Source organism: Pirellulales bacterium, from assembly GCA_035939775.1.
Lineage (GTDB): Bacteria > Planctomycetota > Planctomycetia > Pirellulales > DATAWG01 > DASZFO01.
In genome coordinates this window covers 1-23,058 of sequence record DASZFO010000357.1, presented here as the reverse complement: position 1 = coordinate 23,058, position 23,058 = coordinate 1, and the positions used below count along the sequence as shown (strand labels likewise).

Genomic DNA, 23,058 nt, shown 5'->3' with positions numbered 1-23,058 from the left:
GGCGTGTTGATGTGAACCGCGTCGATGTTCGGATCCTTGAGCAGCTCGCGGAAGTCGGCATACTTTTTGGGGATCTTGAAGGCGTCGGCAATCTGATGGAGCGTGCCGGCATTGCGCTGGCAGATGGCATATATCTCGGCTCGCGGATGCCGCTGGTAAATGGGAATGAACTCCGCGCCAAATCCCAAGCCGATGATCGCGATCCGGATTTTCTTATCACTCATTTCCGACGCTCGCCTAAATGAAGGTTGCCATTCCCCTTTGGGCCGCCGAACGCGGCAGCGGCTATTTCCGCCAATTATCGAACGTGCGTGCACCACTGTCCATGAGGTTTTGCGCACCAGGATGCGATAATTTGCGGGAGCGAGCCGACCGCGAGCGCGGCGCCATTGCAAAGTCATAATGAGCGTCGGGGGCGTCAAATCGGCGCGGACGCACCAGAACCCGCTGTGGCATCGAACTTCCCTCGCCTCCCGTTGCGTCTGCGCCAAGCCTTGACGCACCCTACGGTCTGCCTCCCCGCCCGATATCGAATCATGGAGTGTCGGTAAAAAATCTCATCAAAAAAATCGCTTGATCTCATTCGCTCCCTCCCTTCGTGGTCGTTAGGATAGAGGGGCAATGTGAACGTCGCGGCGGTTCAGGCGCGAGCTTCAGCGCCCCGCCGCGCCCCAACGAGATCGTCAAGCATTCTTCACAGGTGAACTCGATGCGCCGCCCGGTTTTGGCACTGCTGTTGACGTTCGCGAGCCTCGTTTCGATAGCCGGCCCGACTCTCGTCGCCGCCGAGACCAGCGCGGCCGCCGCGCCGGCGCGAATCAAGGTCCTGCTGTTGGGCGACCGTACCGGTCACCATCGCCCCGAGGAATTGGCCAAAATCCTTATGCCGGCTTTGGAGAAGATGGGCATCGACATCCGCTTCACGCAAGAGATTCGGGACGTGAACGCGGACAATCTGGCGAAATTCGATTGCCTGGCGATTTACGGCGACAGCGGCAACCTGCCCGCCGATGCCGAAACGGCGCTGGTCAATTTCGTCGAAGGGGGGAAGGGGCTGGTGGCAATTCATTGCGCCTCGCACATCTTTCGCAATAGCCGCCAATACGCGGCGCTGGTCGGCGGCAGATTCTGGAAACATGAAACGGGCGTGTTCCGCGCGAAGATCATCGACGCCCAGCATCCCGCGATGCGCGGCGTCAAGAGCTTTGAAAGCTGGGATGAGACGTATGTGCACAATGAGCTAACCGACGACCGGCGCGTGCTGATGGTCCGAGAGCACGACGGCGGCTACGAGCCGTGGACTTGGGTCCGCGAGCAAGGCAAGGGACGCGTGTATTACACGGCCTCGGGTCACGACGAGCGGTGCTGGACTCAGCCCGCCTATCACACGCTGCTCGCGGCCGGCATCCGCTGGGCCGCGGGGCGCGCGAACGACGACGCGCCGCCGCTCGAATACAGTTCGACCGACGTCGGCTTGCCGAACTACACGCCCGGCCAGGCCTGGGGCACGCAAGGCGCGCCGATCACCAAAGTGCAAAAGCCTCTCAGCCCGGGCGACGAGTTGCGGCACTTCCATCTTCCCGAGGGCTTTCACGCGGAACTCTTCGCCAGCGAGCCGGACATCATCAAGCCGATCGCGATGAACTTCGACCAGCGCGGCCGGCTCTGGTTGCTGGAAAGCACCGACTACCCTAACAATGTGCTCAGCGATCCGCAAGAGAACGGCAACGACCGCATCAAGATATGCGAAGACACTCAGGGAGCGGGCCATGCCGATAAGCTCACGATCTTCGCCGATAAGTTGAACATGCCGACCGGCATCAGCTTCGCACGGGGCGGGGCAATCGTTTGCGTTTCGCCGCATCTGGTGTTCTTGAAGGACAGCCACAGCGGCGACAAAGCCGACGAGCGCGAGATTCTGTACACCGGATTCGGCCGCGGCGATACGCACGGCGTGCAGTCCAATCTGCATTATGGATTGGACAACTGGATGTACGGCTCGGTCGGCTACGACGGCGGGAGCGTCACCGCCGGCGGAATTGTCCGCCGATTCCGCCAAGGCTATTTCCGCTTCAAGGCCGACGGCTCGGCCTTCGAGCCGCTCACGTCAACGAGCAACAACACGTGGGGTCTGGGGCTCAGCGAAGATGGCGACGTGTTCGGCTCCACGGCCAATGTCGAGCACAGCATCTACGTCGGCATCCCGAACCGGTATTACGAGGCGGTCCGCGGCTTGTCGGGCAACGGCAGCATGTTCATCGCGGACCACAAGAAGTTTCATCCGGTGACCAACGACGTCCGCCAGGTAGACCAGTTCGGCGGATACACGGCGGCGGCCGGGCATGAGCTTTACACCGCTCGCAGCTTCCCCGCGGAGTATTGGGACCGCACCGCCTTCGTGTGCGAGCCGACGGGGCATTTAATTCATACCGAATTGCTGGCGCCGCAGGGAAGCAACTTCGTAGCGAAAGATGGCTTTAACCTTTTGGCCAGTTCCGACGCGTGGACCGCGCCGATCGCGGCCCAAGTCGGCCCCGACGGCGCCGTGTGGTTCATCGATTTCTATACGCCGGTCGTCCAGCACAATCCGACGCCGCACGGATTCAAGACCGGCGCCGGGGCCGCGTATGAAACGCCGCTGCGCGACAAGGCGCACGGCCGCATCTGGCGGATCGTCGCCGACAATGCCAAGGCGGTACCCTATCCCAAGCTCGATCCGGCCGATCCGGCGACGTTGATCGCGGCCCTCGCGCATGAGAACCTCTTCTGGCGGCTGCAGGCGCAGCGGCTGTTGGTCGAGCGCGGCCAGCCCGACGTGCTGCCGAAGCTGGCCGAGGTCGTGCAGAGAAATTCCACGATTCCCGTCGCGCTGCACGCCCTGCGAACGATGCAAGGACTGGGAGCGTTCGCCAGATCGGGCGGTCGTTGGGATAAGTCGCTTGATGTGGCGTTGGCCCACGGCTCGCCGGGAGTTCGCCGCGCCGCGCTCGATTGCCTGCCGCGCGACGAGAGTTCGGCGGCCAAAATCGTCGCCGCGAACTTGCTCCGTGATAGCGAACCGTTGGTGCGAAAGGATGCGCTCCTCGCGCTGGCCGAGATGCCGCGTTCGTCGGCCGCGTCAGCCGCCATCTTAGCGATGCTCTCCGAACGGCCGAATTTTGACGACCGCTGGATCCCCACCGCCGCGATCTGCGCGGCGGTGGCGAGCGACGATGCGTTCCTCGCCGCGGCAGCCGGATCGAAACCGGACGCGACTTTTCGACCGCATCTGGTCGAAGCGGCTCGCGTGGTCGCGGAGCACTTCGCTCGTGGAAATTCCGGCGAACGGATCGCACCGCTGCTCGATGCCTTGGCGGCCGGCGATCCGCCGATCGCGGAAGCCATTCTCGCGGGCCTGGTGGCCGGTTGGCCGAAGACCGACGCCCCCAAGCTTTCCGATGCGTCGATTGTCGATCTTGGTAAGCTATTGGCCAACCTCGGTCCGGGCGGGCGGTCGGAGGTGATCGCGCTGGGCGAGCGCTGGAGACTCGCCGACAAGTTCGCCGAGGCGGCCGGCCAGGTGAAGAAAACACTGCTAGCCGAAGTGGCCGACTCCGACCGGCCGGACGACGCGCGCGTCGCGGCCGCGCGGCAGCTCACGACCGTCGGCCTCGATGATGCGGCGATCGCGGGGATCATCGAATCGATCACGCCCAAGACAAGCCCCGAGCTGGCCCGCGATCTGTTGGATGCGATCGGCCAAAGCCCGGCGGCGGCAGTCGGCCCGGCAATCGTCAAACACTGGGAAAGCTTGACGCCGGGCGCTCGCAGCGTGGCGATCGCCGTGCTCTTGAGCCGCCCCGCTTGGACGACCGCGCTCTTGGATGGGATGGAGAAAGAGCAACTCCTGGCCGGCGATCTGTCGCTCGATCAGCAGCAAAAGTTGGCCCAACACTCCGACGCGGCCATCGCCGAACGCGCGAAGAAGCTCCTCGCCCGCGGCGGCCGGCTCCCCAGCGCCGATCGCGAAAAGGTGGTCGAGGACTTCAAGTCGCAGGCCGAGCGCCACGGCGACTTTGCCAAGGGCAAGGTCGTTTTCGAGCAAAACTGCGTCAAATGCCACCGTCACGGCGAGATCGGGGCGAAAATCGGACCCGATCTGACTGGAATCGCCGTGCGAAAGAAGATCGAGATCCTGATCGACGTGCTCGATCCCAATCGCTCCGTGGAGGGCAATTATCAGCAATACAATCTCGTGCTGGACGATGGCCGGCAGTTCCCCGGCTTGCTCGTGGCCGAAAACCGCACCAGCGTCACGATACTCGACGCTGAGGGAAAACAGCGCGATTTCCAGAGGACCAATATCGAGTCGCTCGACAATACGAAGCGGTCGCTCATGCCCGAGGGCTTCGAAAAACTCGGCAAAGACGGAATCGCCGATCTGTTGGAATTCCTCACCACGCGAGGAAAGTACCTCCCGCTCTCGCTCGAAAAGGTCGCCACGGCCGTGAGCACTCGCGGGCTGTTCTACGACGCGGCCTCCGACGGCGAGAAGCTGGCCTTTGCCAACTGGGAGCCAAAGACGGTCTCCGGCGTACCGTTCCACCTGGTCGATCCGCGCGGCGACAAGATGAAGAACGTCATCATGCTCAATTCCCCGCAAGGTTATTTGCCGCCGCAGATGCCCAAGTCGGTCACGATCGAATGCCACGCGCCTGCGAAGGCAATCCATCTGTTGAGCGGAATCAGCGGTTGGGGTTATCCGTACGACAAGAAACGCACGGTCTCGCTCATCGTGCGCCTGCACTATGCCGGCGGTGCGACCGAAGACATCCCGCTCTCCAACGGTGAGCATTTCGCCGACTACGTCGGCCGCAGCGAAGTCCCCGGCTCGAAATTCGCATTCCGCTTGCTGGGCGGACAGCAAATCCGTTACTTGGCCGTCACCCCGCAACGGAAAGGCCCGATCGAAACGATCGAGTTCGTCAAAGGCCCCGACGCTACCGCGCCCATCATCATGGCGGTGACGGTGGAGACGGGAGAGTAAGCCGAAAAACTAGCTGTCCGCCGGCGGCACGCGGAGCGTACCTGCTACGTAGTAGGCACACTCCGTGTGCCGTAACGGCGACCGGCCTTTGCCTCCTGCGCTAAAGCGTCTGTAGCGATCATGCCGATAAGAGCGTTGGTGGCCGTATTGCGCCTGCGTTTATGGGGGTGTTGCTTATGCTAGCTCGACGCTCGATCGCTCTCGTCTTGGTTCTGCCTCTTTGCTCACCGATTTTGGCCCGTGCCGATGAATCGCACACGGTCGAAGAAAACGGCGTGACCTACATGGTCACGACGCGCACGGTCCACCGGCCGATTTGCGAGACCCACTACGAGGACCGCCAGCAAACTGTTTACGCCGAGCAACTGCAAACACAAATCCAAACCTCGCAGCGGATCGTCCAAGCGCCGGTGATGGAATGGGTTTATCAGCCGTACATGGTCAACCGGTATAATCCGTTCGCGCAACCCTATCTGGCTTATCGCTATGTGCCGCGGGTGCGATGGGATACGCGCACCGAACAAGTGCTGACTCCCGTCGTGCAGCGGCAAGTCGTGCCGCAGCAGCAGACCGTGAAAGTGCCGGTCACAACGCCGCATTTCGTCGACGACACGACGACCAGCAAGGTCGCCATCGCGGTCAAGAGCGATCCATTTGCCGGCAGCGGCACTGGTATTGCCCAGCGCAACCCCGCCGGCGGCACGCCGCTCAGCGACGACCCTCCGCGCGGCAGCACGGCTTGGAAGGCGCCTGACCAGAAATAACGAAGGCGGACCGAAGAAGCCAGAATGAAAATGCTTCTTCCGTCCGCCTTCAATTAGCGCCGCTGCCTCTACTGCGCTACGCTCCGCGCTCGCCGGCTCGCCTTGGCGGTGCTCCAATCTTTTGTCAGCGATTCGAACACTTCGGGCGACTCGTATCGCACGACATTTTTTCCTTCCGGCATAGGGCCGATCAATCCGCGGAACACGGGCTGCCCGCGCAGGCCGAGGTCCGTGCTGCAATCATCGATGCCGATCTGGGTGTGCATTCTTAGGAGCGTATCCGCCTGGCTGTAGTCGCGGATTCGTAGTTTTCCATCGGCTCCTCGTGTCACGACTCGGAACGTGTCTTTCGGCATGGCTCTCCTCTCTCTGCAAATGCTCGCGCCGCGGGCCGCTTGCCGGCCCATCGCGCCGCGACTAGAGGGGATCCTTCCGCGGTAGTCCGGCCATCCAGTGGCCGGCCTTGTCTCCTCGTGTTGTTGAACGTCTGGCGGCCGCTCACTCGCTTAGCCGTCCGCACATGGCGTATCGACGCGCGGCGCGGCTCAAGCGGAGCCATTTTCAGCCGCTCGCTACGCGGAGATCAATTGCAAGAACCGGCAGGAAACGCCGGGCGGCGAGCATTCGCTACAGGCGCACCGCCACGGTGGCCGAGCGAGGTGGGGTGGGATGATTTACGTCAAGCCAGCGTGCTCGCCGCGGCCGATAGTGCGGCCAGTGCCGCCTGTGACGTTTGCAGCAAGACTTCCAAGACGGTTTCCAAATCCGTGTTGGTCAAGATTCCGACGAGCTTGTCGTCCGCCAACACCGGCAGGCAACTGATGCCGTGGCCCAGCATCTCACCGGCGGAGGAGACCAGCGGCGCCTCGGGCGCCGTGGTGATCAGGTCCGCGCTCATGATCTCGAGCGCGGTGATCCCGGCGAGCCGCTCCTGATCCGGATAACGCCCTGGACCAAAGCAGCGGAGCACGTCGCGATCGCTCACCAGTCCCAGCAATCGCCCACCCGGATCGGTGACCAACAGGTGCCGAAACTCCTTGGCGTGAAACATCCGCACCACGTCGAGCACGCTAGTGCTCGAGGCGATGCAGGTCGGCGCTGGAGTCATCACGTCCCGGACTTTGAGCCGGCCTTGTGCCGGACAGCCCCCCAGCCGATGCACGGCTTCGCGAATCTGAATTCGCTTGACATCGAGACGGTTCATCAATTCGACCCTGAAAGCTATTGCCGATCCGCGCGTCTGGACCCGCGTCCCGATCGACCGTTGCGCCGGCGCAGCAAGCCTAGGTCATACCACACAACTTGCCAGCGGCCGAAGCCAGCGATAAATTAGAGCCTATCCCAAAACCGCCGGGGACCGTTTTGTGGAGCGGGCACCATCGGCTCGATGGTCGGGAACAAGAGGGGACTTTCCCCCTCGCTCCAAACGGTTTTCGGATAGGATCTCAGGATTCCAGGTGGATCGGCGCGGGACAGCCCGCTTCGGAGGGTAAGCGAACTGGCTAGCGGCCTGACTCGAAATCAGGTGCCCCGAAAGGGGTTGTGGGTTCGAATCCCATGCCCTCCGCTGCTAATGTTAAGTTTGCGCAAGATAGGCAAAAACTCCTTGCATTGCCGGTTGTGACGATTACAATAACACTTGCAAATCACGTGGTTGGGGGCGCTTAGCACGACTCCTCCTGATCGCGGGGATGAGAACGTGCTGCGGTGTTTCTTGGGCGGGGACGATTTGCGACGGTAGGCGATCAACTGATTCGACACCTGGAACTTTTTTCGGGGAGGGCCGCTCGTGAGTCGTTTTTCACATCATCCCGCGCCTTGGGCGCGGAATATCGCCATTGCGATCATCTTCCTTGCGGCATCGCAATCGATCTCGTGGGGAGTCTCGCCGCTTCCGGTCGGCGGCAATCTGAATAAGCCGAATACAACTCCGCCGAACGTCCTGCCCGCGCCGTATTACACCGCCGGTCCCGTACCGGCGCAGTATTCGCACTTGCTGATCAGTACGCCGTTCCCGTATCTGTTTACAGGCGGCGCAAACGGCGCCTTCACGGGTACCGTGACGAGCAGTGTCTTTCAGGACCCGGTTTCCAAGAACTTGGCCTTTGCTTACAAGTTCACCAATACGCCCAACACGACGTCGCCGAACGAAATCGTGCGGATCACGATCGACGATCCGAGTCAACCGTGGGCTGGAGTGACGATCTCCGATGCCGGCGCGGATGGCACCGGGTCGTCCACGCCGCAGGGGACGATCAACTGGGCGAGCGGCGATCCGTATGACCTCGACCGCGATCCGTCGTTCAGCGACCCCGGCATCCAGTTCAAGGTCCTCAGTAACGGCACCGAATTGGTGTCATCGAGCACCGAGAGCGATACGTCGTCGACGATCTGGTTTGCTACGAACGCCAAGAGTTTTCGCCCGACCGGCGTGGGTCTTTCGGATGGCGGCGATACTGGCACAGCCCAGGCCTATGGCCCCGCCGTTCCCGAGCCGTCTACTTTGCTGCTCCTGCTGATCGGCTCCGGCTGCGGCCTATTCGCGATCCGCCGCCGCGCCAGTGTCAAGCGCTGAATCGCGGCGTTCGACAACTCTGCCGCATTAAACGCGAAGAGGCCACCTCCGGTGGCCTTTTTCGTTGCCAGTTTATTGAGAGTGGGCGCTACAGGACTCGAACCTGTGACTTCTGCCTTGTAAGGGCAGCGCTCTAACCAACTGAGCTAAGCGCCCGGCAGCGGCCATCGTAACGGCCGCGGAAATTGGCTGTCAATTATACGCCAATGACGAGCGGCGAGTCGCGAATAGCATAGTGGCGTTCAAGATTCGTCGTGGCCGCGGAAACGCAGCGCGCTGGTGAAGTCAGACGCCGCGAGACGGTGCGCAGTTTGGATCCCGGCCGGCTGGCGGCTTTTCCGTGACGACCCGGCATGCGATGATAATGCGCCCGCGCGACTTGAATGATCGCGAGGCAAGAATCACCGCTCGGCGTTCCTGCCAAGCCGAAAACTTTCGTACTTCGTACTTTGTACTTAGCACTTTGAACCTCCTGTTTCACACGCTCTTTCTCGGCAGCCATCTGCTGGCGGTGGACTTGGCGATGGCCGGGCCGCTGGTGGCGATCTGGCTCGAAGGGCGCGAGACGCGCCTGGGCGACGCGCTGGCCGGCCGCATCGGCCGCCGCCTGGCTGCCTGGTCGCTGGCCGCGGCGACGATCGGGATCGGTTTGGGGCTGGTGGCGGTCGTCGCGCTCGCGCAGCTCGAATCGTCGGCCTATCGCGAGACATTCAGCCGAGTGCAAAGCTATCGTTGGTGGGGCGTGGCGTGGGAACTGGCGTTTTACGTCGTGTGCATTGCGGCTTACGTCCTGCTTTGGGAGCGACTCCGGCGGCATCGCTGGTGGCATCGCGGGCTAGCCGTGCTGGCGACCACGAACCTGATATGGCACTTTCCGGCGCTGTTCACGATCATCTCGACGCTCACGATGCGGCCCGATCTGAAAGACCTGCCGCTCGACCGCGCGCTCTATTGGAAGCTGCTGCTCGACGGTGAAACCATGTCGCGAGTCGTGCATCATTGGCTGGCCGCGGCGGCGGTGGCGGCGGGAGCGGCGATGTTATTGGGGGCAGGGAACTGGGGGCTGGGGGCTGGGAAAGAAATGGATGCGGGACTAGGGGCGAGGGGCGAGGGGCGAGCGGTGAGGGAGGAGAAACGCGGGGCACCCGCCGACGCGAAAGAGAATGCCGGCGCACAGATTGTGCGCGGAGCGGCACGCTTGGCGCTAGTGGCAACGTTGTTTCAGATCCCCGTTGGGTTGTGGGTTCTGTTCGCGCTTCCCACTGCGGTGCAGAATCAATTGCTGGGAGAGGATTGGATCGCCACGTCGCTGTTCGGGCTATCCGTCGTCGCGGCCCTCGGGCTGATGCACCATTTGGCAATGGCGTCCGTCGGCACAGCGTCCCTTGGCAAATTGTCGCAGCGGGCCGTCTTCCGCACCGCGATGCTGCTCGCCGCCGTCGTGTTCCTCATGGTCGCGACTCTCCATCGCGCGCGGCAGTGCGTTCTCGAACCTACAAAGTCCGCAATTGTCGCAAGCGATTTGAATTCGTCCTCCCTCTCCCTCTGGGAGAGGGCCGGGGTGAGGGGAATCGCCGTCAACGCTAAATTCATTTCGTAATTCGGCCTCACGCCACGTCTTCGTCCTTCATACTTCGTTCTCCGACCTCTGACATGCAAACGATTACGCTCGTCGATCCAGCGACCGGCTCGCTCGCCAGGCTACTACCCGAGCTGGGATTCAATTGCTTTAGTTACGTGCCAGTGCTCGACGGCGAGCCGGTGGAACTGCTCTGGTCGGCCCCCGGTTTTGAAGCCGGCGGCGCGCGGCCGGCGGGCAGCGGCATCCCGATCCTCTGCCCATACGCCGGGCGGCTGCGCGGCACGGTGCTGCGATTCGATGGCAGCGAGTTTCCGCTAGTGATCGACGAGCGGCTGGGATTCGCCATTCACGGCTTCGTGCACGACCGCCCGTGGCGAATTGTGTCGCAAAGCCCATCGAGCGTCACGGGCGAGTTTCACGCGGCCCACGACGATCCCGCCCTCTTGAATCTGTGGCCAGCCGATTTTCGCATCCGCGTTTGTTACGAGGTCCATCACGTCGGGCTGAGCTGCTCGCTGGCCGTCGATAACCCTGGCGACCGGCCGCTGCCGTTTGGATTGGGCACGCACGGCTATTTCCGCCTGCCGCTCGGGTCGTTCGGCAAGCGCGACGAGTGCCATCTCACGGTCCCGGCTCAAAGCTATTGGGAACTCGCGGGGATGCTCCCAACCGACCGCAAGCTGCCCGCGACCGACGGCCGCGCGGTTGGCGGCGGAATGCTCTTCGGCCAGACGCATCTCGATGACATCTTCACCGATTTGCAGCCTCGTAGCGGGCGCGTCTTCTGCCGGCTGCTCGACCCGGTGAACGACCGCCGGCTGTCGATCGTGTTCGACGAGTCGTTCGGCCATTGCGTGGTGTTCAACCCGCCGCACCGCGAGGCGATCTGCATCGAGCCTTACACGTGCGTGCCGGATGCGTTCACGCTCGGCGAGCGCGGCCTCGAAACCGGCTTGCGAATCCTCCAGCCCGGCGAATCGTTCCAAGCCGGTCTCGAACTGCGTCTGGACGAGATTTAGCGGCGTAATTAGAATTGAGGATTCTGATCCCCGATAGCTCAGTTGGTAGAGTCCGCCGCGGCGGATTAATCCGCGATTTGAGTTTTGATCCCCGATAGCTCAGTTGGTAGAGCAGCGGACTGTTAATCCGCTTGTCCAAGGTTCGAGTCCTTGTCGGGGAGCCTTGAGTTTCTTCGTCTACGTACTCGTCAGCGAATCGACCGGCGGTCGATATATCGGCCAGACAAACGACGTTGCGCGGCGCCTGGAACGGCACAACTCGGCCGATCGATTCGGCAAGCGATTTACTGCCAAGGACGCTGGGCCTTGGAAATTGGTTTATACCGAGGAATTCGCCAGCCGCAAAGAAGCAATGGCCCGCGAGCGTTGGCTGAAATCCGGGGTGGGTCGCGAGTGGCTCGACGAAACGATCAGTCGGTAGAGTCCGCCGCGGCGGATTAATCCGCTTGTCCAAGGTTCGAGTCCTTGTCGGGGAGCTAAGATCGGGGTCGTCATGCTGAATTCGCTGTGGGCCGTGATTCACGATGGGAAGATCGAATTGACCGAACCGGCCGAATTGCCCGACGGGGCGACCGTGCTGGTCACGATTCTGCCGCCCGGAGACGAGACGTTTTGGCAGCAGGCGAGCCAGGGCTCCTTGAGTTCGGTTTGGGACAACACGGAGGATGACGTGTATCCCCAGCTTCTCGCGTCATGAGATTATCCTGGTCCGCTTTCCGTTCTCCGACCTGACCAGCTCCAAGATTCGTCCGGCAACGCGCCGCTTGCTGCGTACGTCAAGTTAGGCCCGGGGAAACTTATGATGCATTCGCAGCGCTATCCTCTGAACGCCGCCGGGGACTTTTACGTTGAAAATGGCATGTGCATCGCCTGCGCTGCCCCGGAACACGAGGCCTCCGACGGCTGCGATCACCTCACGAAAAAGGGCGCTCCGCCCAACCGCGGCGGCAGGATGCGAGGACAGGACATGGCCGACGCGAGCAAAAATAGGACCGACCCGCGCTTCTACGCGATTCGCGACGCCGCTTATTCCGACAGAGGCACTGCCGCGAAGTTGCTGGCACAAGACCCGACGCTGATCGATGTCAGGAATTCCGTCGGCGAGACGGCGCTGCACTACCTAGTCGTCGAGAACGATCTACCGTCCGTGGAGTGGCTGCTTGAGCGCGGCGCGGACGTGAATACCTGCAACGACTTCGGCAGTACGCCCCTGTTGGAAGCCGCCGGCCTCGGCTATCTCGAATTGTGTGAGTTCCTTGTGAAGCGCGGCGCGGACATGGAGACGCGAAACAAGATCGACGAAACGGCCATGTCTTGGGCGGCCGACCGCGGCCAGCAGAGCGTATTGACGATGCTATTGAACCGTCTGCAGGCGGAGGCCGACATTAACGCCTATTTCGACGGAGTATCGGCGGAGATGACTCTGAAACGCGGTGGCGCGATCGCAGACATACTCACGGCTCGCGGGCTGAAGGGGTATTGGCAACGTCAGGAGTAGGCTCGTCTTTCGCTGACGAATTCCAACAGCGCCACGGGAAATCCGAGCACTGAAGACACCATCCAGGTTTGGGAGCGGCGCTGACCCGTTTTGAGGGCTTCAGCCGCGACTTCTGTGATGCAGGCAGTTCATATCACCGAAACAAGAGAAACAGCGGCGCCTAGTTATTTTAGTTTTTGGCCAATTCCAAAAATAACGATCGCGGCGGCGGCCTCTTGTTTCAAGTTGCTTAAACACCGAAGTCGTCGCCTCAATGTCGACCGGGGCAGGCAAATACGTCAGGCAGCCGCAGGAGAAATAGGGCGATGCAACTCGTTTCGTGAACTGAATCGCATTTTAGCTCACGTTCTGCCACGACTCGGCATCCGCGAACAGCGACAAATGAGCGACGTTCGTGGTGGCGATCACCGTTGATCCCGCGGTGCGAGGATACGTCACGGCCTGGGCGGCAAGAATCATATCCGCATCAAGCGCCTTGTCGTCGGCGGTCGGGATCCCGCGGTTGCGGGCATCGGCCCAGAATTCCGCGGCTTTCCGCATCGCAGCCGTTGTGAGCGGAATGTATCCGATTCGTTTTTCGAGCGCGTCGAGGCGCGCGATACCCTTGATGCGTTTGGCCCGGATTAGCTCGCGGCGCAACTCATAGTCGGCGATCTCGGGTACGTGTACCGTCGCTCCCGCGCTAAGCAACGATCGCAACCATTCCACGATGTCGCGATTTGGGCGCGGGTGAGTCACCATGCCGAGTGGTCCCGTGTCGAGCAGCACCGCTCTAGCCATCAAAGAGCCTCCGTGCCGAGGGCCGATCCCGGTCGATCGCTGCCTTCAGCTCGGGCCACGTTTCTTCGTCGTACCCCGACTCGTCCCTCAGCCATTCGTCGAGCAATGCAATTACCGATGGGGCTTGCGCCGGCATCGCGGCCAGAACCTGGGGCAAGTTCGGGTCAGTCGTTCGGTGTTCCGTGGACATAATTCCCCTTCCAATCGGTTGAATTCGGATCGGGATGATTCGATGCGGCTTGGTTCGGTTAGTATCTCCGTCACCAATTCTATCACGCGAAGGCGACGGATACCAAGTTCGCTACTCTGCCGAAAGCGTCTCATTTTCAAGTGGGTCCGGCTTGCGGCTCGACTGAACTCGCCGAAGTCCGATCCGGACAGGTCCCGCCCGGCAGGCGAGACCTACTTAGCTGGACCTGACGGCGGCGCTGCTGGCGGCGCCGCTGCCGGCGCGCCGTTGCCGTCGATTGGCGGCGCGGGCACCGGGCGCGAGGCGTGGCCATCGGCCGGGCTGTCGCTGACGAATTTCATCAGGGCTTCGGGGAATTCGACGCCGCCGATGTCTTTCATCACTTGCATCATCGGAGGCATAGTGCGGGCCATGCCGTGTAGGAAATTGGCGGTCGCGGTGGTGTTCTTGTCGCCACTTTCCCAGACCACCACCTTGTCGAACTTGATATTCGAGATGGCGGTGGCTGAAGCGGCGACCAGGTTGTCGAAGTGCTCGAGCAGCAGGAGTTGGAAGGCTTCTTTGGCCCCGCCGCAGGCTTCGATGATCCGCCGCAGGCCGTCCCCTTTCTTGGCGAGGATTTCGAACTGGCCGCGGGCTTCGGCTTCCAGCTTGGCGAAGATCGCGGAGGCCTCGCCTTGGGCGACGATCCGCCGCTTTTCGGCCTCGGCCTCAGCGTCAACAACGATCCGCGCCTTCTCGGCCTTGGCCGGGGCTTCGACCGCCGCGCGCCGCTCGGCTTCGACTCGCTCGGCCGACGCGATGGCCGCCTTCGCCATGGCCCGGTTCTGGATTTCCTGCACGGCGGCCTCGGCTTCGCGTTTGCGGCTTTCGCCGAGTTGGAAGGCCTCGGCCTGCTTCACGGCCAGCGTGGCTTGCGAGCCGGCGATCCGGGCCTGGGCCTCGTTCTCGCCGGCGACGGCCTGGGCCTCTGCATCGGCCATGGCAATGCGCATCGTCTGCTGGGCGCCTTTGATCTGGGCGTCGCGCTGGAAGGCCGCGGTCTGCTCGCCAAACTTCTGTTCTTTCTCCAACTCGGCCAGCCGAACGGCCTGAGCCCGATCGGCATCGTGCATGCCGATCTGCTGGTCTTTCTTGGCGTTGGCCACCTGGATCGACTTGTCGCGCTCGGCCTCGGCCACGCGGCTCTCGCCGAGGCGAAGTTGCTCGGCCACGTCGCCGCGGGCCTGCTGGATCGCTTGCGACGCGGCCTTCTGACCGATCGCGTCGATATAGCCGCTCTCGTCGGTGATATCAGTGATGTTCACATTGATTAGCACCAGGCCGACCTTCTTCAGCTCCGGCTCGAGCGAACTCTGGACGTGGTGCAGGAACGTGTCGCGGTCGCGGTTGATGTCTTCGATTTTCATCGAAGCGATCACTTGCCGCATTTGGCCGAAGATGATTTCGACGGCCTGCTTCTCGATCTCCTTGGACCCGAGGCCCAAGAGGCGGATCGCGGCGTTGCTCATCACCTCCGGCGTGGTGCCGATCGCCACGGTGAACACGCTGGGCACGTTCACCCGGATATTCTCCATCGACAGCGCGCCGCGGAGCGGGATTTCGATCTGCATCGGCTCCAGGTTCAGATACGCGAAGTCCTGGATCAGGGGCCAGACGAATTTCGCCCCGCCGTGAATGCATTGTGCGGCCTCACCGCCGCGCCCCGCCTTGCCGAAGATCACTAACACCCGGTTGCTCGGGCAGCGCTTGTAGCGGCGGGTCAGCAAGATCACGAAACTGAAGAACATGAGCGCGATGAGCGCCACGGCGACGGTGCCCCAAAACTCGGTGCTGCCGGGTTCGATCGCGACGGAAAACAAGGTAGACACTTTGTTGCTCCTCAGAGTGGATGATTCCGCCAGCTACGCTAGCGATTCGACTTCGACGGTCCCCGGGCCGATGATGCTGACCACTTTTATTTTGGCGCCGTCCGGAAGGCGTTCGCCGGCCGTGACGGCTTCGAGTTCGTCGAGCCGGTTTTGCAATGTCAATTGGATCTTTCCCGATCCGGAGCGATGCGCGGGGATCGACAAATAGACCGTGCCCGGTTGGCCGATTGCCCGCTCGATCCGCATCGTGCGGTCGGTGTCGAGCGATTTCAAGCCGCGCATCAAGCCATGCACGGCATACATCGCGGCGACGCCTGAGCCGATCGCGATCGCCAGGGTTGCAACCGGATCCAAGCCGGCGCCGAGCGCGGCTTTACCACCGACGCCGAACAACGCCACGAAGGCCACGACCGTGCGAAACGAGAGCACGCCAAAGAACCAGTCGGCGGCCCGCGGGAGCGATTGAGATCCGTGGATCGGCGCGGAATGCGCGGTCACACCGGGACTGGCCGAGTTTGCGTGCTGCGTTTCATGTTGGACTTCGCCGCCGTGCGCGTCGCCGCCGTGCAATTCACCGACGTGACCGGCGGCCGAGTCAAAGCCGCCGCCGTGCATGTCGCCACTGTGCAGGTCCGTGCCATGTCCTGCGAAGCCGATAACCGTCATCAGGAACTGGCAGACGACGAGCGTTCCACCGACGATGGCGCAAACAAGAAATAATGTTTCCATAGCCGGGCCTCCTTTTCGGAACCCCCTACGGACGAGCGGCCGAGAAAAACTGGGCGCTCGTCGAGCGAGATGTGGACGATTTGCCCGAACCTAGTTCGCCGGGACGCGGAGATAATTGGCTCTGGGCAGCATTCGCCGCCTCGTATGATGAACCAGAACCCATTGGAAGTCAAATAGTTAGCGTAAATTGTCCGCGGCCATCGCGCGTCAACGGCGGATTTGACATATACCCCTCTCATTTGGGGGGCCTTCTTGCTTCCCAAGTCCCGTCCGAAATCGTATGCTGGCGGGACCGGGGGCGGTAGTGCAATGCGGCGGCGAGCTTTGACCCAGTCGGGTCGGGAGATTCTGCCATGCCAGATCACATCCGTCGGAAGTTTCTCGGTCGAAGTGCAAATCGGCGCGACAAGTCGCGCGGGACATCTCGCAGGTCGAAGCCGCAGCTTATTTCTGAGCCCCTCGAACGCCGCGATTTGTTGACGAAGCTGTCCGGGATCGCGGGGCCAGCCCTTGTCAGTGCGACGACGCATTCGTCTCGCGCGCTCGCCGCCCACACGTCCGGCTCAACTGCTGGCGGCACCGCCGCTGCTGGCGTCAATAGTCCGACGGCGCATGCTTCCGCGGCGGCGGGAAGCAGTTCATCCGCGGACCAGCAACAACTACAAGAGCCCGACATATCCATCTACGACGGTCCGTTCGTCTACGATGGCTTCGCGCACGGCGCAATCGCAACGGCAGCGAATTCGCAAGACTTTCTCATCAGCGGCAGCTTCACCTACACGTACAATGGTTCTTCCGATCCGCCGACAAACGCCGGCAGCTATACGGTCGTCGCCACGTTCACGAGCAGCGATCCGAGCTACTCGAACGGAACTGAAACTTCGACGATGGTCATCGCCCAGGCAACACCCAGGGTTACCTTGACCGGCGGAACATTCAGTTTCGATGCCAATCCTCACCCGGCCGTGGCGACGGACGTTGGAGTCGACGGAGTGACGCCGGTCAGCGGCAGTTTTTCGTTTACGTATAACGGTTCGTCGACGCCGCCGACCAATCCCGGCTCGTACGCTGTTGTGGCCAGCTTCGCAAGCGCCGATCCTAATTACGCTAACACGTCGGCGACCACGACCGTCTCGATCAATACGATTCCCACGGGAGTCACCGTAACAGGGGCGTCGACCACTTCGGTGACAATCGCCTGGAATCCGGTCTTGGAGCCGGCAGGCGCCACGCCGACGTACAACATTTACGAGAAGGTTTTGCACACCGCCGGCGGCGGCAAAGGGAGCCGTGGGGGTTATTACACCTATAACCTCGTGGCAAGCGGCTTGACGACATCGTCTGCCACGATCACCGGTCTTGCCGCGGCGCACGCGGGTGGAATCGCGCCCAGCCATTCCTACGTCGTCACGTCGGTGCTCAACGGAGTGTCGTCTCCCTATTCCACCCTCACCAGCGGCGCGCCGCTTTACGCGCCAGCCTTGAACCAGTATTTCCTGCTCAATGGCGCCCTGTGGATGGGCAGCTCGCCGGTCAACGTGACCGTGGGACAAACGGTGCAGATCAGTGTAATGGGGTCCGGCAATCCGGCGCCGATCTATTCCGTCGCCAGTGGGCCGAGTTCCGTATCGATCGATCCGAATTCTGGAGTGATTTCGATTTCGCCAACGACCGCCGACGCGACCACGTTCACTGCCACCTTCACTGCAACCAATAGCCTCGGTTCGGTGACCAGTGGCCCGCTCTCGGTCCACGTGCTCGCGTTGCCGACTGTTGTGGTCGCGGGAGGCAGTTTTGCTTTCGACGGCAATACGCATGGCGCGACCGCCGCCGTCGCCTACGGGTCCGACGGCGTCACTCCGCTGGCCGGAACGTTCTCGTTCCAATACGCTCCGGTTCAGGTTCCGACCGCTCTTTCGTCGGGTGAGTACGCCGAGGTCGGCTCGTACATCGTCCAGGCCACGTTTACCAGCAGCGATCCTAATTACGGCAACGCCGTCGGGACGGGAACGCTCGCGATCGTGCCGGCCACGCCCACGATCATCATCGACGGTGGTCCGTTCACCGATGATGGCACGGCCCATGCCGCCACCGTCACTGCACTGGGCATTGACGGCGTTACGCCGATCGACGGGAGTTTTGCCGTGACTTACGACGGCTCCACCAATCCGCCTTCGGCTGCCGGCTCGTACGCAGTGTCGGCGACCTTTACGAGCAACAATCCGGACTATGCGACGACCACAGCCACTGGAACTCTTGTGATTGGCGGCAGCCAAACGGCGCCGGCGGTCAGCGCGACGGTAGGCTCGACGGGCGTCGTTGTGCTAGATGGTTCGACGGTCGCCACCGGCAACACGACGAACATCACAAACAACAGCGTTTCGCCCGGCGGCGTGCTGGTCACCGGCGTGAATCAAGTAGTCGGCGGAATCGACGGGTCCGGAAACGTTGTGGTCAACTCTGGCGCAAGTTTGACCGCCAACCACATCATTCAGGGAAGTCTCGTGATCGGCGGCGACGCTACCAATCCGGCCACGGTGACGATTGCCGCTTCGGACTCCTCCGGGAACCCTCTGACAGCCGCCGCAATCGCTAGCGGCGCACAGGGCTTGATCGGCACGGCAGCCGTTGAAAGCAGTGGCGTTTCGGCGGCAAGCTTGGCAGCGGAATCCACCACGGCGACGACTTCCGCCCCACTTGCGAGTGGTGTCTCGCCTTCAATCTCGACATCACCCGAAGCATCCAGCGCATTCCTTCCGTCTGGTTCATCGCCGGCGCTCGGTTGGCTATCCGACTCAGCATTGCCGTCGCAGTCGAGTCTGCATCGTCTATCTAGCTCCGCGGCGCAGTCGGATACTACGGCGACAACCGAATCGCAGGTCTCGAATCGTAACGCCGAGTCCGCAGACTCAAAAGCGGTCGCAAACATAAGCGGCAACTCGGTTGCGCGGGCGGACCTCTGTGCGGCGACGGACGCCGTCTTCGCAAGCGGTGGCGTCACAACCACCGCGGAGGATGATTCGCTCCTCGATCTCATTGCCGTGGGCGCTGGACAAGACAACGCTGACCGATTGGCGCTCAAGTCTGTCGGCCATCATTTGTAGAGTCGTCTCGCGAACGGCCTGCGTCTTGAAAACCGTTGTGAAATTTGCAGCGGGCTATTTTGTGCCTCTCAAATTGCACCCCGGCGCCAAATCCGATGGTTTCTTGTAAGCAATCGGTCCTTTCGGCGTCTATAAGTATGGGGGCAGCAACGGACTCGATGCATTCCGAAACCGCCGTCGCGGACTTGTCGCAGCGAAAACCCACGCAGGCGCTGTATTGCCACATGGAACTGTCCGATGGCACGCCTGCAATGGCCCGCGATGCCTTCGATCGGATGGTGGTCGAGCACCACGAACCGATCCGGCGGTTGGTTTACCGATTGCTTGGATGGCGCGACGAAGCCGAGGATGTCGTCCAGGAGGTGTTTTTGTCGGCTTGGGCGGCGTGGGAACGCGTTCGTGACAAGGAAAGCCCGGACCTATGGCTGAAGCGAATCGCGACCAACAAATGCCGCAGCCGCCTTCGCCGGGAAGCGGTTCGCCGGCGCTGGTTCAGTTGGCTCTCTGCGACGCCGCCCGAAGAGCCGCGAGCGATGATGGAGGATTCGCTGGCCGCTGCCGAGCGCGGCGGCCGAGTGCGAGAGGCGATCAAGTCGCTAGGGGCGAGCTACCGTGAGGTGATCGTGCTGCACTACTTGGAGCAAATGAGCGTGGAGCAGATTGCAGTAATCGTCGGCGCGCATCGCAATACGGTGGAGGTGCGCCTCCATCGCGCCCGCCGCCAATTGGAAGAACTTTTGGCCGATCTGATGGAGTAGTTGCAACCGTGCGCGACGATTCACTCAAGGCACTGCTGGCCGAAGTCGATGCCGCACCGGTGGCGCCGAGCACCTGCCCGCTGGAGTTGGCGAACACAGTGCGGGCATTGCATCAGCGGCGAAAGCGCCGCAATCGAGTCGTCGCTTCGGTGGGGCTTCTCGTCGTAGCGACCTCGATCTGGCAAGGCGTTCGCGTGATTCGCGAGCCCCCTTGGCAACAACCGCCTGACGATGATCGCCAAATCACCAAAGTGGACAACGCTCCCGCGCCCAACGAATTGCGGCTGGCCTTGAAGCAAGTTGATATCGAGCAACGGATTCTCGATCGGCTGCTCGTCGCTGAACGCCAGCGCAAGCTGGCGACGATGGCACGGCAGTTGGATTCGATTCCCGACCGTCAAAGCCGCATCGACGAGCAAGTAGGTCGCGCGGCAATGGCCATTCTGGTCACGGCGGATGCGAAGCGATTGCGGCCGGAACTCGTCGCATCGGCCCGAGAAGACTATGCGTCCGTGATCGATTTGTTTCCGCATACTCCGTGGTCCGCCGAAGCCAAACAACGGCTGGCCGGAGCTAATCCTTGAACCCCTCGCAAAGGACGATTCCCATGCCACGCATGTTTGCCAGATCTGTAAAGTGTCAGTATCCGTCGATCCGGTCGTTGTTAAAGCTATTTCCCGTTGGAGCCATCTCTCTGGTCGGCATGGTGCTGTTGTCCGCCGGGCCATTAGTTTGCGGTCAAGAGCGATCCGAAAAGCCGGAGAATAAGCAGCATGCCGATTCCGCGCCGGTGGACACTCTCCGCGACGCAGCCATCAAATCGGACGAGACCCAGGTGCAGGAGTTGAAGCAGCGGGCGGATGAACTCCGGGAAAAGCAAAGAGAATTGCGCCATGCCGTGCAGAAAACATGCGGGCTGAGTCCGGAAAACGTCGCCCCGATCCTTCTCGGATTGGAGCGCGATCGGTTTAATCTTGAAATTGAAGCGAAGTTGAAGACCGCTCGGCGCGAGAGCATTGCTCGAATAGTTGCCGAACAGAGTAAGCACGCCCACGACCGAACAGGAACCGATGAGATTGTCGCGCAACTTAAAAGGCTTGTTGCCGCGCGGCAGGATGCTCTTAAATACCGGCAGGAGGCGCATAACGTCGCGGCAGGGTCGCAAGGCGATGTCAACAACGCCGAGGCTGAATTGGCCGAGGCGGAGATCCGGCTCGCGATGCGCAAGGAAGAGCTTGGCAAGTCGCACGAGGACGGGGACGAAGTCACCGACCGATTGAATCGGCAACTGCTCGATGTCTCGGTCGAACTGACGCAGGATGAGTTGCGGCTTCAATTGCTTGCGACTAAGCTCGATGCTCTCGGTGCAGCTCAGAATCTGCTCGACGACTATAAATACACGTCCGAGTCCGAGCTGCCCCGTGTGCTGCGATTGCTCGACCAGGCGGAAACGCAATTGGCCGGGTTGAAGTATCCAAACTGAGCCGCGCCGAAACCATTGCAATGAAACGGCGACTCGTCCTCTGCTGGTTCTCCATCTGGTTGGCTTGCGCGGCAGCGGCCCGCGCGGCCGGCGACTTTGTCGTTTTCGGTGGCGGAAATGCGTTTTGGACGAATCGTCTCGACGCGCCCGTCTGCAAGGAACTGGCAAGTCTGCAGAAGGACCACACGTTTCACAACGTCGCCTTCACTCCCGGCGGCGACTGGGTCGTGTTGTTGGAGGGCAATGGCTTCGTCACCAGCAACCTCGATCTGCCTGCCTGCAAGAAACTGACTGAACTGCAAAAGGGAAAGAACACGTTCAAGTGCTTGGCCTTCACGCCCAACGGCGGCTGGGCCGTCTTCTGGAATCAGAATGGCAATGCAGTCGCCGATTGTCCCGATGCCGCTTTGAAGAAGATACAGGAGGTGGCCAAAGCCGGCGGAACGTTGCAGTCGGTCGCGTTTGGGCCCAACGGCGCATGGGTGCTGTTGCACGACAAGGCCGGCGTCTCGTATGGGAGCGTTCCCGACGATCTGTCCAAAGTGCTCAAAAACGCCGTGACGAATGGCGTCACGATCCGATGCGTCTCCTTCACAGCGAACGGCACGTGGTTTTGCCTCACCGACAACGGCTGGTGGACCAGCGACTTGAATCACCCGGCATCCAAGCAGATCGCAGCCCTCGAAAAGGAGGGCAAGTCGCCGCGCTGGGTCGCCGTCGCCCCCGAGGGCGGGCCGCACAATTTTGTGAAATGGTCGGACATCATTCACCGCGCCTGCGATGGCAAACTGGCGGGGGGCTACGCCTTCGAGGTCTTGCAAAATGGAAAGGTTGTCGCTGAGGGAGCGGAAGGCTGGGCCCGAGCGCCGTGGGAGAAGGTGAACCCTTCGCTAAAATGGACGCTCGATAAGCCGATGGGCGTGGCCAGCGTCTCGAAGACCGTCACGGCCGTCGCCCTGCTCAGGCTGTGGGAAGAGACGGGGCAGAAGTTTTCGCTCGACGATCCGTTCTGGCCGCACATCAAGCAAATCTGCCCCCAAGCCCATGCCGACGTGAAGAGCGTCACCATCCGCCAATTGCTCAGGCACAGGAGCGGCTTCAAGCCTGGAAACGATGCTAGCACCCCCAAAGATCTAGAGAAGCTGCTCAACCAACCGCTGGCCCACAAGCCGGGCACGTTCGAGGAATATCAGAACAACAATTACTACATCGTCCGTCTGGTGATCGAGCAGATCGGCCGCGTTCAATACACGCCATACGTCAAATCGCACGTGCTGGCCCCCATGGGGATCACCCAAATGGAGACCCATTTTCAGGCGAAAGAGCCGATGTGCGGCTATCTCAAGCTCGGCAACAAGCGGCCCGGCTACCCGTTCGACTGGAACCTCGACTCGGGGGCCGGAGCGGCGGGATGGTATGCCTCGGTCGCCGACTTGGGGCGATTCTTAAGCGGCATTCGAGGGCTAAAAGTGCTCGGCCCTCAAACCACCGACGTGATGTTCAAAGGCAATCTAGGCTGGGACGGCTCAGACCCGGGCTGGGTCAAGAACGGGGGCTGGTCTTGGGACGAAGGCTCGGGTCCTGGCTCCCGCGCTGGCGATCTCGAAAGCGCGATCGGCCATTTCCCCGACGGCGTCGACGGCGTCATCCTCATCAACTGCACTTCCCCCACCGACGTC

General features: G+C 61.8%; 20 protein-coding genes and 3 tRNA genes. 15 read left to right on the top strand and 8 right to left on the bottom strand.

Features of this window, described 5'->3' with window-relative positions:
• The coding region (locus VGY55_23590; GenBank protein ID HEV2972969.1) for a Gfo/Idh/MocA family oxidoreductase at window positions 1-224 on the bottom strand (224 nt) is incomplete at its 3' end.
• A 485-nt stretch (window positions 225-709) separates the two neighbouring features.
• Here VGY55_23590 and VGY55_23585 point away from each other — a divergent pair.
• Together VGY55_23585 and VGY55_23580 are read left to right on the top strand one after the other, a co-directional pair.
• A complete protein-coding gene (locus VGY55_23585; GenBank protein HEV2972968.1) occupies window positions 710-5,026 on the top strand; it encodes a PVC-type heme-binding CxxCH protein in 4,317 nt (1,438 codons plus the stop codon).
• Window positions 5,027-5,202: 176 nt separating this feature from the next.
• Window positions 5,203-5,790, top strand: a complete 588-nt coding sequence (locus VGY55_23580) for a hypothetical protein (protein ID HEV2972967.1) — start codon at window positions 5,203-5,205, stop codon at window positions 5,788-5,790.
• Window positions 5,791-5,858: 68 nt separating this feature from the next.
• Here VGY55_23580 and VGY55_23575 read toward each other — a convergent pair whose 3' ends face one another.
• Window positions 5,859-6,146 (bottom strand): hypothetical protein, encoded by a 288-nt coding sequence (locus VGY55_23575; protein ID HEV2972966.1) that lies wholly within the window; start codon window positions 6,144-6,146, stop codon window positions 5,859-5,861.
• A gap of 323 nt (window positions 6,147-6,469) precedes the next feature.
• Window positions 6,470-6,994, bottom strand: a complete 525-nt coding sequence (locus VGY55_23570) for a CBS domain-containing protein (protein ID HEV2972965.1) — start codon at window positions 6,992-6,994, stop codon at window positions 6,470-6,472.
• 280 nt (window positions 6,995-7,274) lie between these two features.
• On the opposite strand from VGY55_23570, the gene VGY55_23565 reads away from it, so the two are divergent.
• Window positions 7,275-7,357: transfer RNA gene (locus VGY55_23565), tRNA-Ser, on the top strand.
• A 222-nt stretch (window positions 7,358-7,579) separates the two neighbouring features.
• On the top strand, window positions 7,580-8,365 hold the full coding sequence (locus VGY55_23560) for a PEP-CTERM sorting domain-containing protein (GenBank protein ID HEV2972964.1): 786 nt from the start codon (window positions 7,580-7,582) through the stop codon (window positions 8,363-8,365).
• Window positions 8,366-8,447: 82 nt separating this feature from the next.
• Here the strand turns inward: VGY55_23560 and VGY55_23555 are convergent.
• Window positions 8,448-8,521 (bottom strand) — tRNA-Val (locus tag VGY55_23555).
• A gap of 307 nt (window positions 8,522-8,828) precedes the next feature.
• Here VGY55_23555 and VGY55_23550 point away from each other — a divergent pair.
• From VGY55_23550 to VGY55_23525, 6 genes are all read left to right on the top strand, one after another.
• Window positions 8,829-9,965 carry a hypothetical protein gene (locus VGY55_23550; GenBank protein ID HEV2972963.1) on the top strand — a complete coding sequence of 379 codons (1,137 nt, stop codon included), beginning with the start codon at window positions 8,829-8,831 and terminating at the stop codon, window positions 9,963-9,965.
• A gap of 53 nt (window positions 9,966-10,018) precedes the next feature.
• Entirely contained in the window at window positions 10,019-10,966 is a 948-nt protein-coding gene (locus VGY55_23545; protein ID HEV2972962.1) for an aldose 1-epimerase, read from the top strand.
• Window positions 10,967-11,054: 88 nt separating this feature from the next.
• Window positions 11,055-11,127: transfer RNA gene (locus VGY55_23540), tRNA-Asn, on the top strand.
• 2 nt (window positions 11,128-11,129) lie between these two features.
• The gene (locus VGY55_23535) at window positions 11,130-11,387 is read left to right on the top strand and encodes a GIY-YIG nuclease family protein (GenBank protein HEV2972961.1); all 258 of its coding nucleotides are present in this window, start codon (window positions 11,130-11,132) and stop codon (window positions 11,385-11,387) included.
• A 72-nt stretch (window positions 11,388-11,459) separates the two neighbouring features.
• Window positions 11,460-11,663, top strand: a complete 204-nt coding sequence (locus VGY55_23530) for a hypothetical protein (GenBank protein ID HEV2972960.1) — start codon at window positions 11,460-11,462, stop codon at window positions 11,661-11,663.
• A 102-nt stretch (window positions 11,664-11,765) separates the two neighbouring features.
• A complete protein-coding gene (locus VGY55_23525) occupies window positions 11,766-12,464 on the top strand; it encodes an ankyrin repeat domain-containing protein (protein HEV2972959.1) in 699 nt (232 codons plus the stop codon).
• Window positions 12,465-12,800: 336 nt separating this feature from the next.
• Here VGY55_23525 and VGY55_23520 read toward each other — a convergent pair whose 3' ends face one another.
• The 4 genes from VGY55_23520 to VGY55_23505 form a co-directional block, all read right to left on the bottom strand.
• Window positions 12,801-13,244, bottom strand: a complete 444-nt coding sequence (locus VGY55_23520) for a PIN domain-containing protein (protein HEV2972958.1) — start codon at window positions 13,242-13,244, stop codon at window positions 12,801-12,803.
• Complete coding sequence (locus tag VGY55_23515) at window positions 13,237-13,434, bottom strand: hypothetical protein (GenBank protein ID HEV2972957.1); 198 nt, start codon at window positions 13,432-13,434, stop codon at window positions 13,237-13,239. The genes VGY55_23520 and VGY55_23515 overlap by 8 nt, the downstream gene beginning before the upstream one ends.
• A 212-nt stretch (window positions 13,435-13,646) precedes the next feature.
• Entirely contained in the window at window positions 13,647-15,305 is a 1,659-nt protein-coding gene (locus VGY55_23510) for an SPFH domain-containing protein (protein ID HEV2972956.1), read from the bottom strand.
• A gap of 33 nt (window positions 15,306-15,338) precedes the next feature.
• Window positions 15,339-16,034, bottom strand: coding sequence for a hypothetical protein (locus tag VGY55_23505; GenBank protein ID HEV2972955.1), 696 nt, complete (start codon window positions 16,032-16,034; stop codon window positions 15,339-15,341).
• Between the two features lie 353 nt (window positions 16,035-16,387).
• On the opposite strand from VGY55_23505, the gene VGY55_23500 reads away from it, so the two are divergent.
• The 5 genes from VGY55_23500 to VGY55_23480 form a co-directional block, all read left to right on the top strand.
• Window positions 16,388-19,138 (top strand): MBG domain-containing protein, encoded by a 2,751-nt coding sequence (locus VGY55_23500; GenBank protein ID HEV2972954.1) that lies wholly within the window; start codon window positions 16,388-16,390, stop codon window positions 19,136-19,138.
• Window positions 19,139-19,296: 158 nt separating this feature from the next.
• Entirely contained in the window at window positions 19,297-19,896 is a 600-nt protein-coding gene (locus VGY55_23495) for an RNA polymerase sigma factor (GenBank protein HEV2972953.1), read from the top strand.
• An 8-nt stretch (window positions 19,897-19,904) separates the two neighbouring features.
• Window positions 19,905-20,480 carry a hypothetical protein gene (locus VGY55_23490; protein ID HEV2972952.1) on the top strand — a complete coding sequence of 192 codons (576 nt, stop codon included), beginning with the start codon at window positions 19,905-19,907 and terminating at the stop codon, window positions 20,478-20,480.
• 23 nt (window positions 20,481-20,503) lie between these two features.
• A complete protein-coding gene (locus VGY55_23485) occupies window positions 20,504-21,379 on the top strand; it encodes a hypothetical protein (GenBank protein HEV2972951.1) in 876 nt (291 codons plus the stop codon).
• A gap of 20 nt (window positions 21,380-21,399) precedes the next feature.
• A partial coding sequence (locus tag VGY55_23480; protein ID HEV2972950.1) for a serine hydrolase occupies window positions 21,400-23,058 on the top strand: 1,659 nt, incomplete at its 3' end.

What these genes read in the sequence shown, in the direction of transcription:
- VGY55_23500 (HEV2972954.1), top strand. Translation starts at nt 16,388, where the DNA reads ATGCCAGATCACATCCGTCGGAAGTTTCTCGGTCGAAGTGCAAATCGG.
- VGY55_23525 (HEV2972959.1), top strand. Translation starts at nt 11,766, where the DNA reads ATGATGCATTCGCAGCGCTATCCTCTGAACGCCGCCGGGGACTTTTAC.
- VGY55_23505 (HEV2972955.1), bottom strand. Translation starts at nt 16,034, where the DNA reads ATGGAAACATTATTTCTTGTTTGCGCCATCGTCGGTGGAACGCTCGTC.
- VGY55_23575 (HEV2972966.1), bottom strand. Translation starts at nt 6,146, where the DNA reads ATGCCGAAAGACACGTTCCGAGTCGTGACACGAGGAGCCGATGGAAAA.
- VGY55_23515 (HEV2972957.1), bottom strand. Translation starts at nt 13,434, where the DNA reads ATGTCCACGGAACACCGAACGACTGACCCGAACTTGCCCCAGGTTCTG.
- VGY55_23545 (HEV2972962.1), top strand. Translation starts at nt 10,019, where the DNA reads ATGCAAACGATTACGCTCGTCGATCCAGCGACCGGCTCGCTCGCCAGG.
- VGY55_23485 (HEV2972951.1), top strand. Translation starts at nt 20,504, where the DNA reads ATGCCACGCATGTTTGCCAGATCTGTAAAGTGTCAGTATCCGTCGATC.
- VGY55_23495 (HEV2972953.1), top strand. Translation starts at nt 19,297, where the DNA reads ATGCATTCCGAAACCGCCGTCGCGGACTTGTCGCAGCGAAAACCCACG.
- VGY55_23580 (HEV2972967.1), top strand. Translation starts at nt 5,203, where the DNA reads ATGCTAGCTCGACGCTCGATCGCTCTCGTCTTGGTTCTGCCTCTTTGC.
- VGY55_23585 (HEV2972968.1), top strand. Translation starts at nt 710, where the DNA reads ATGCGCCGCCCGGTTTTGGCACTGCTGTTGACGTTCGCGAGCCTCGTT.
- VGY55_23520 (HEV2972958.1), bottom strand. Translation starts at nt 13,244, where the DNA reads ATGGCTAGAGCGGTGCTGCTCGACACGGGACCACTCGGCATGGTGACT.
- VGY55_23530 (HEV2972960.1), top strand. Translation starts at nt 11,460, where the DNA reads ATGCTGAATTCGCTGTGGGCCGTGATTCACGATGGGAAGATCGAATTG.
- VGY55_23570 (HEV2972965.1), bottom strand. Translation starts at nt 6,994, where the DNA reads ATGAACCGTCTCGATGTCAAGCGAATTCAGATTCGCGAAGCCGTGCAT.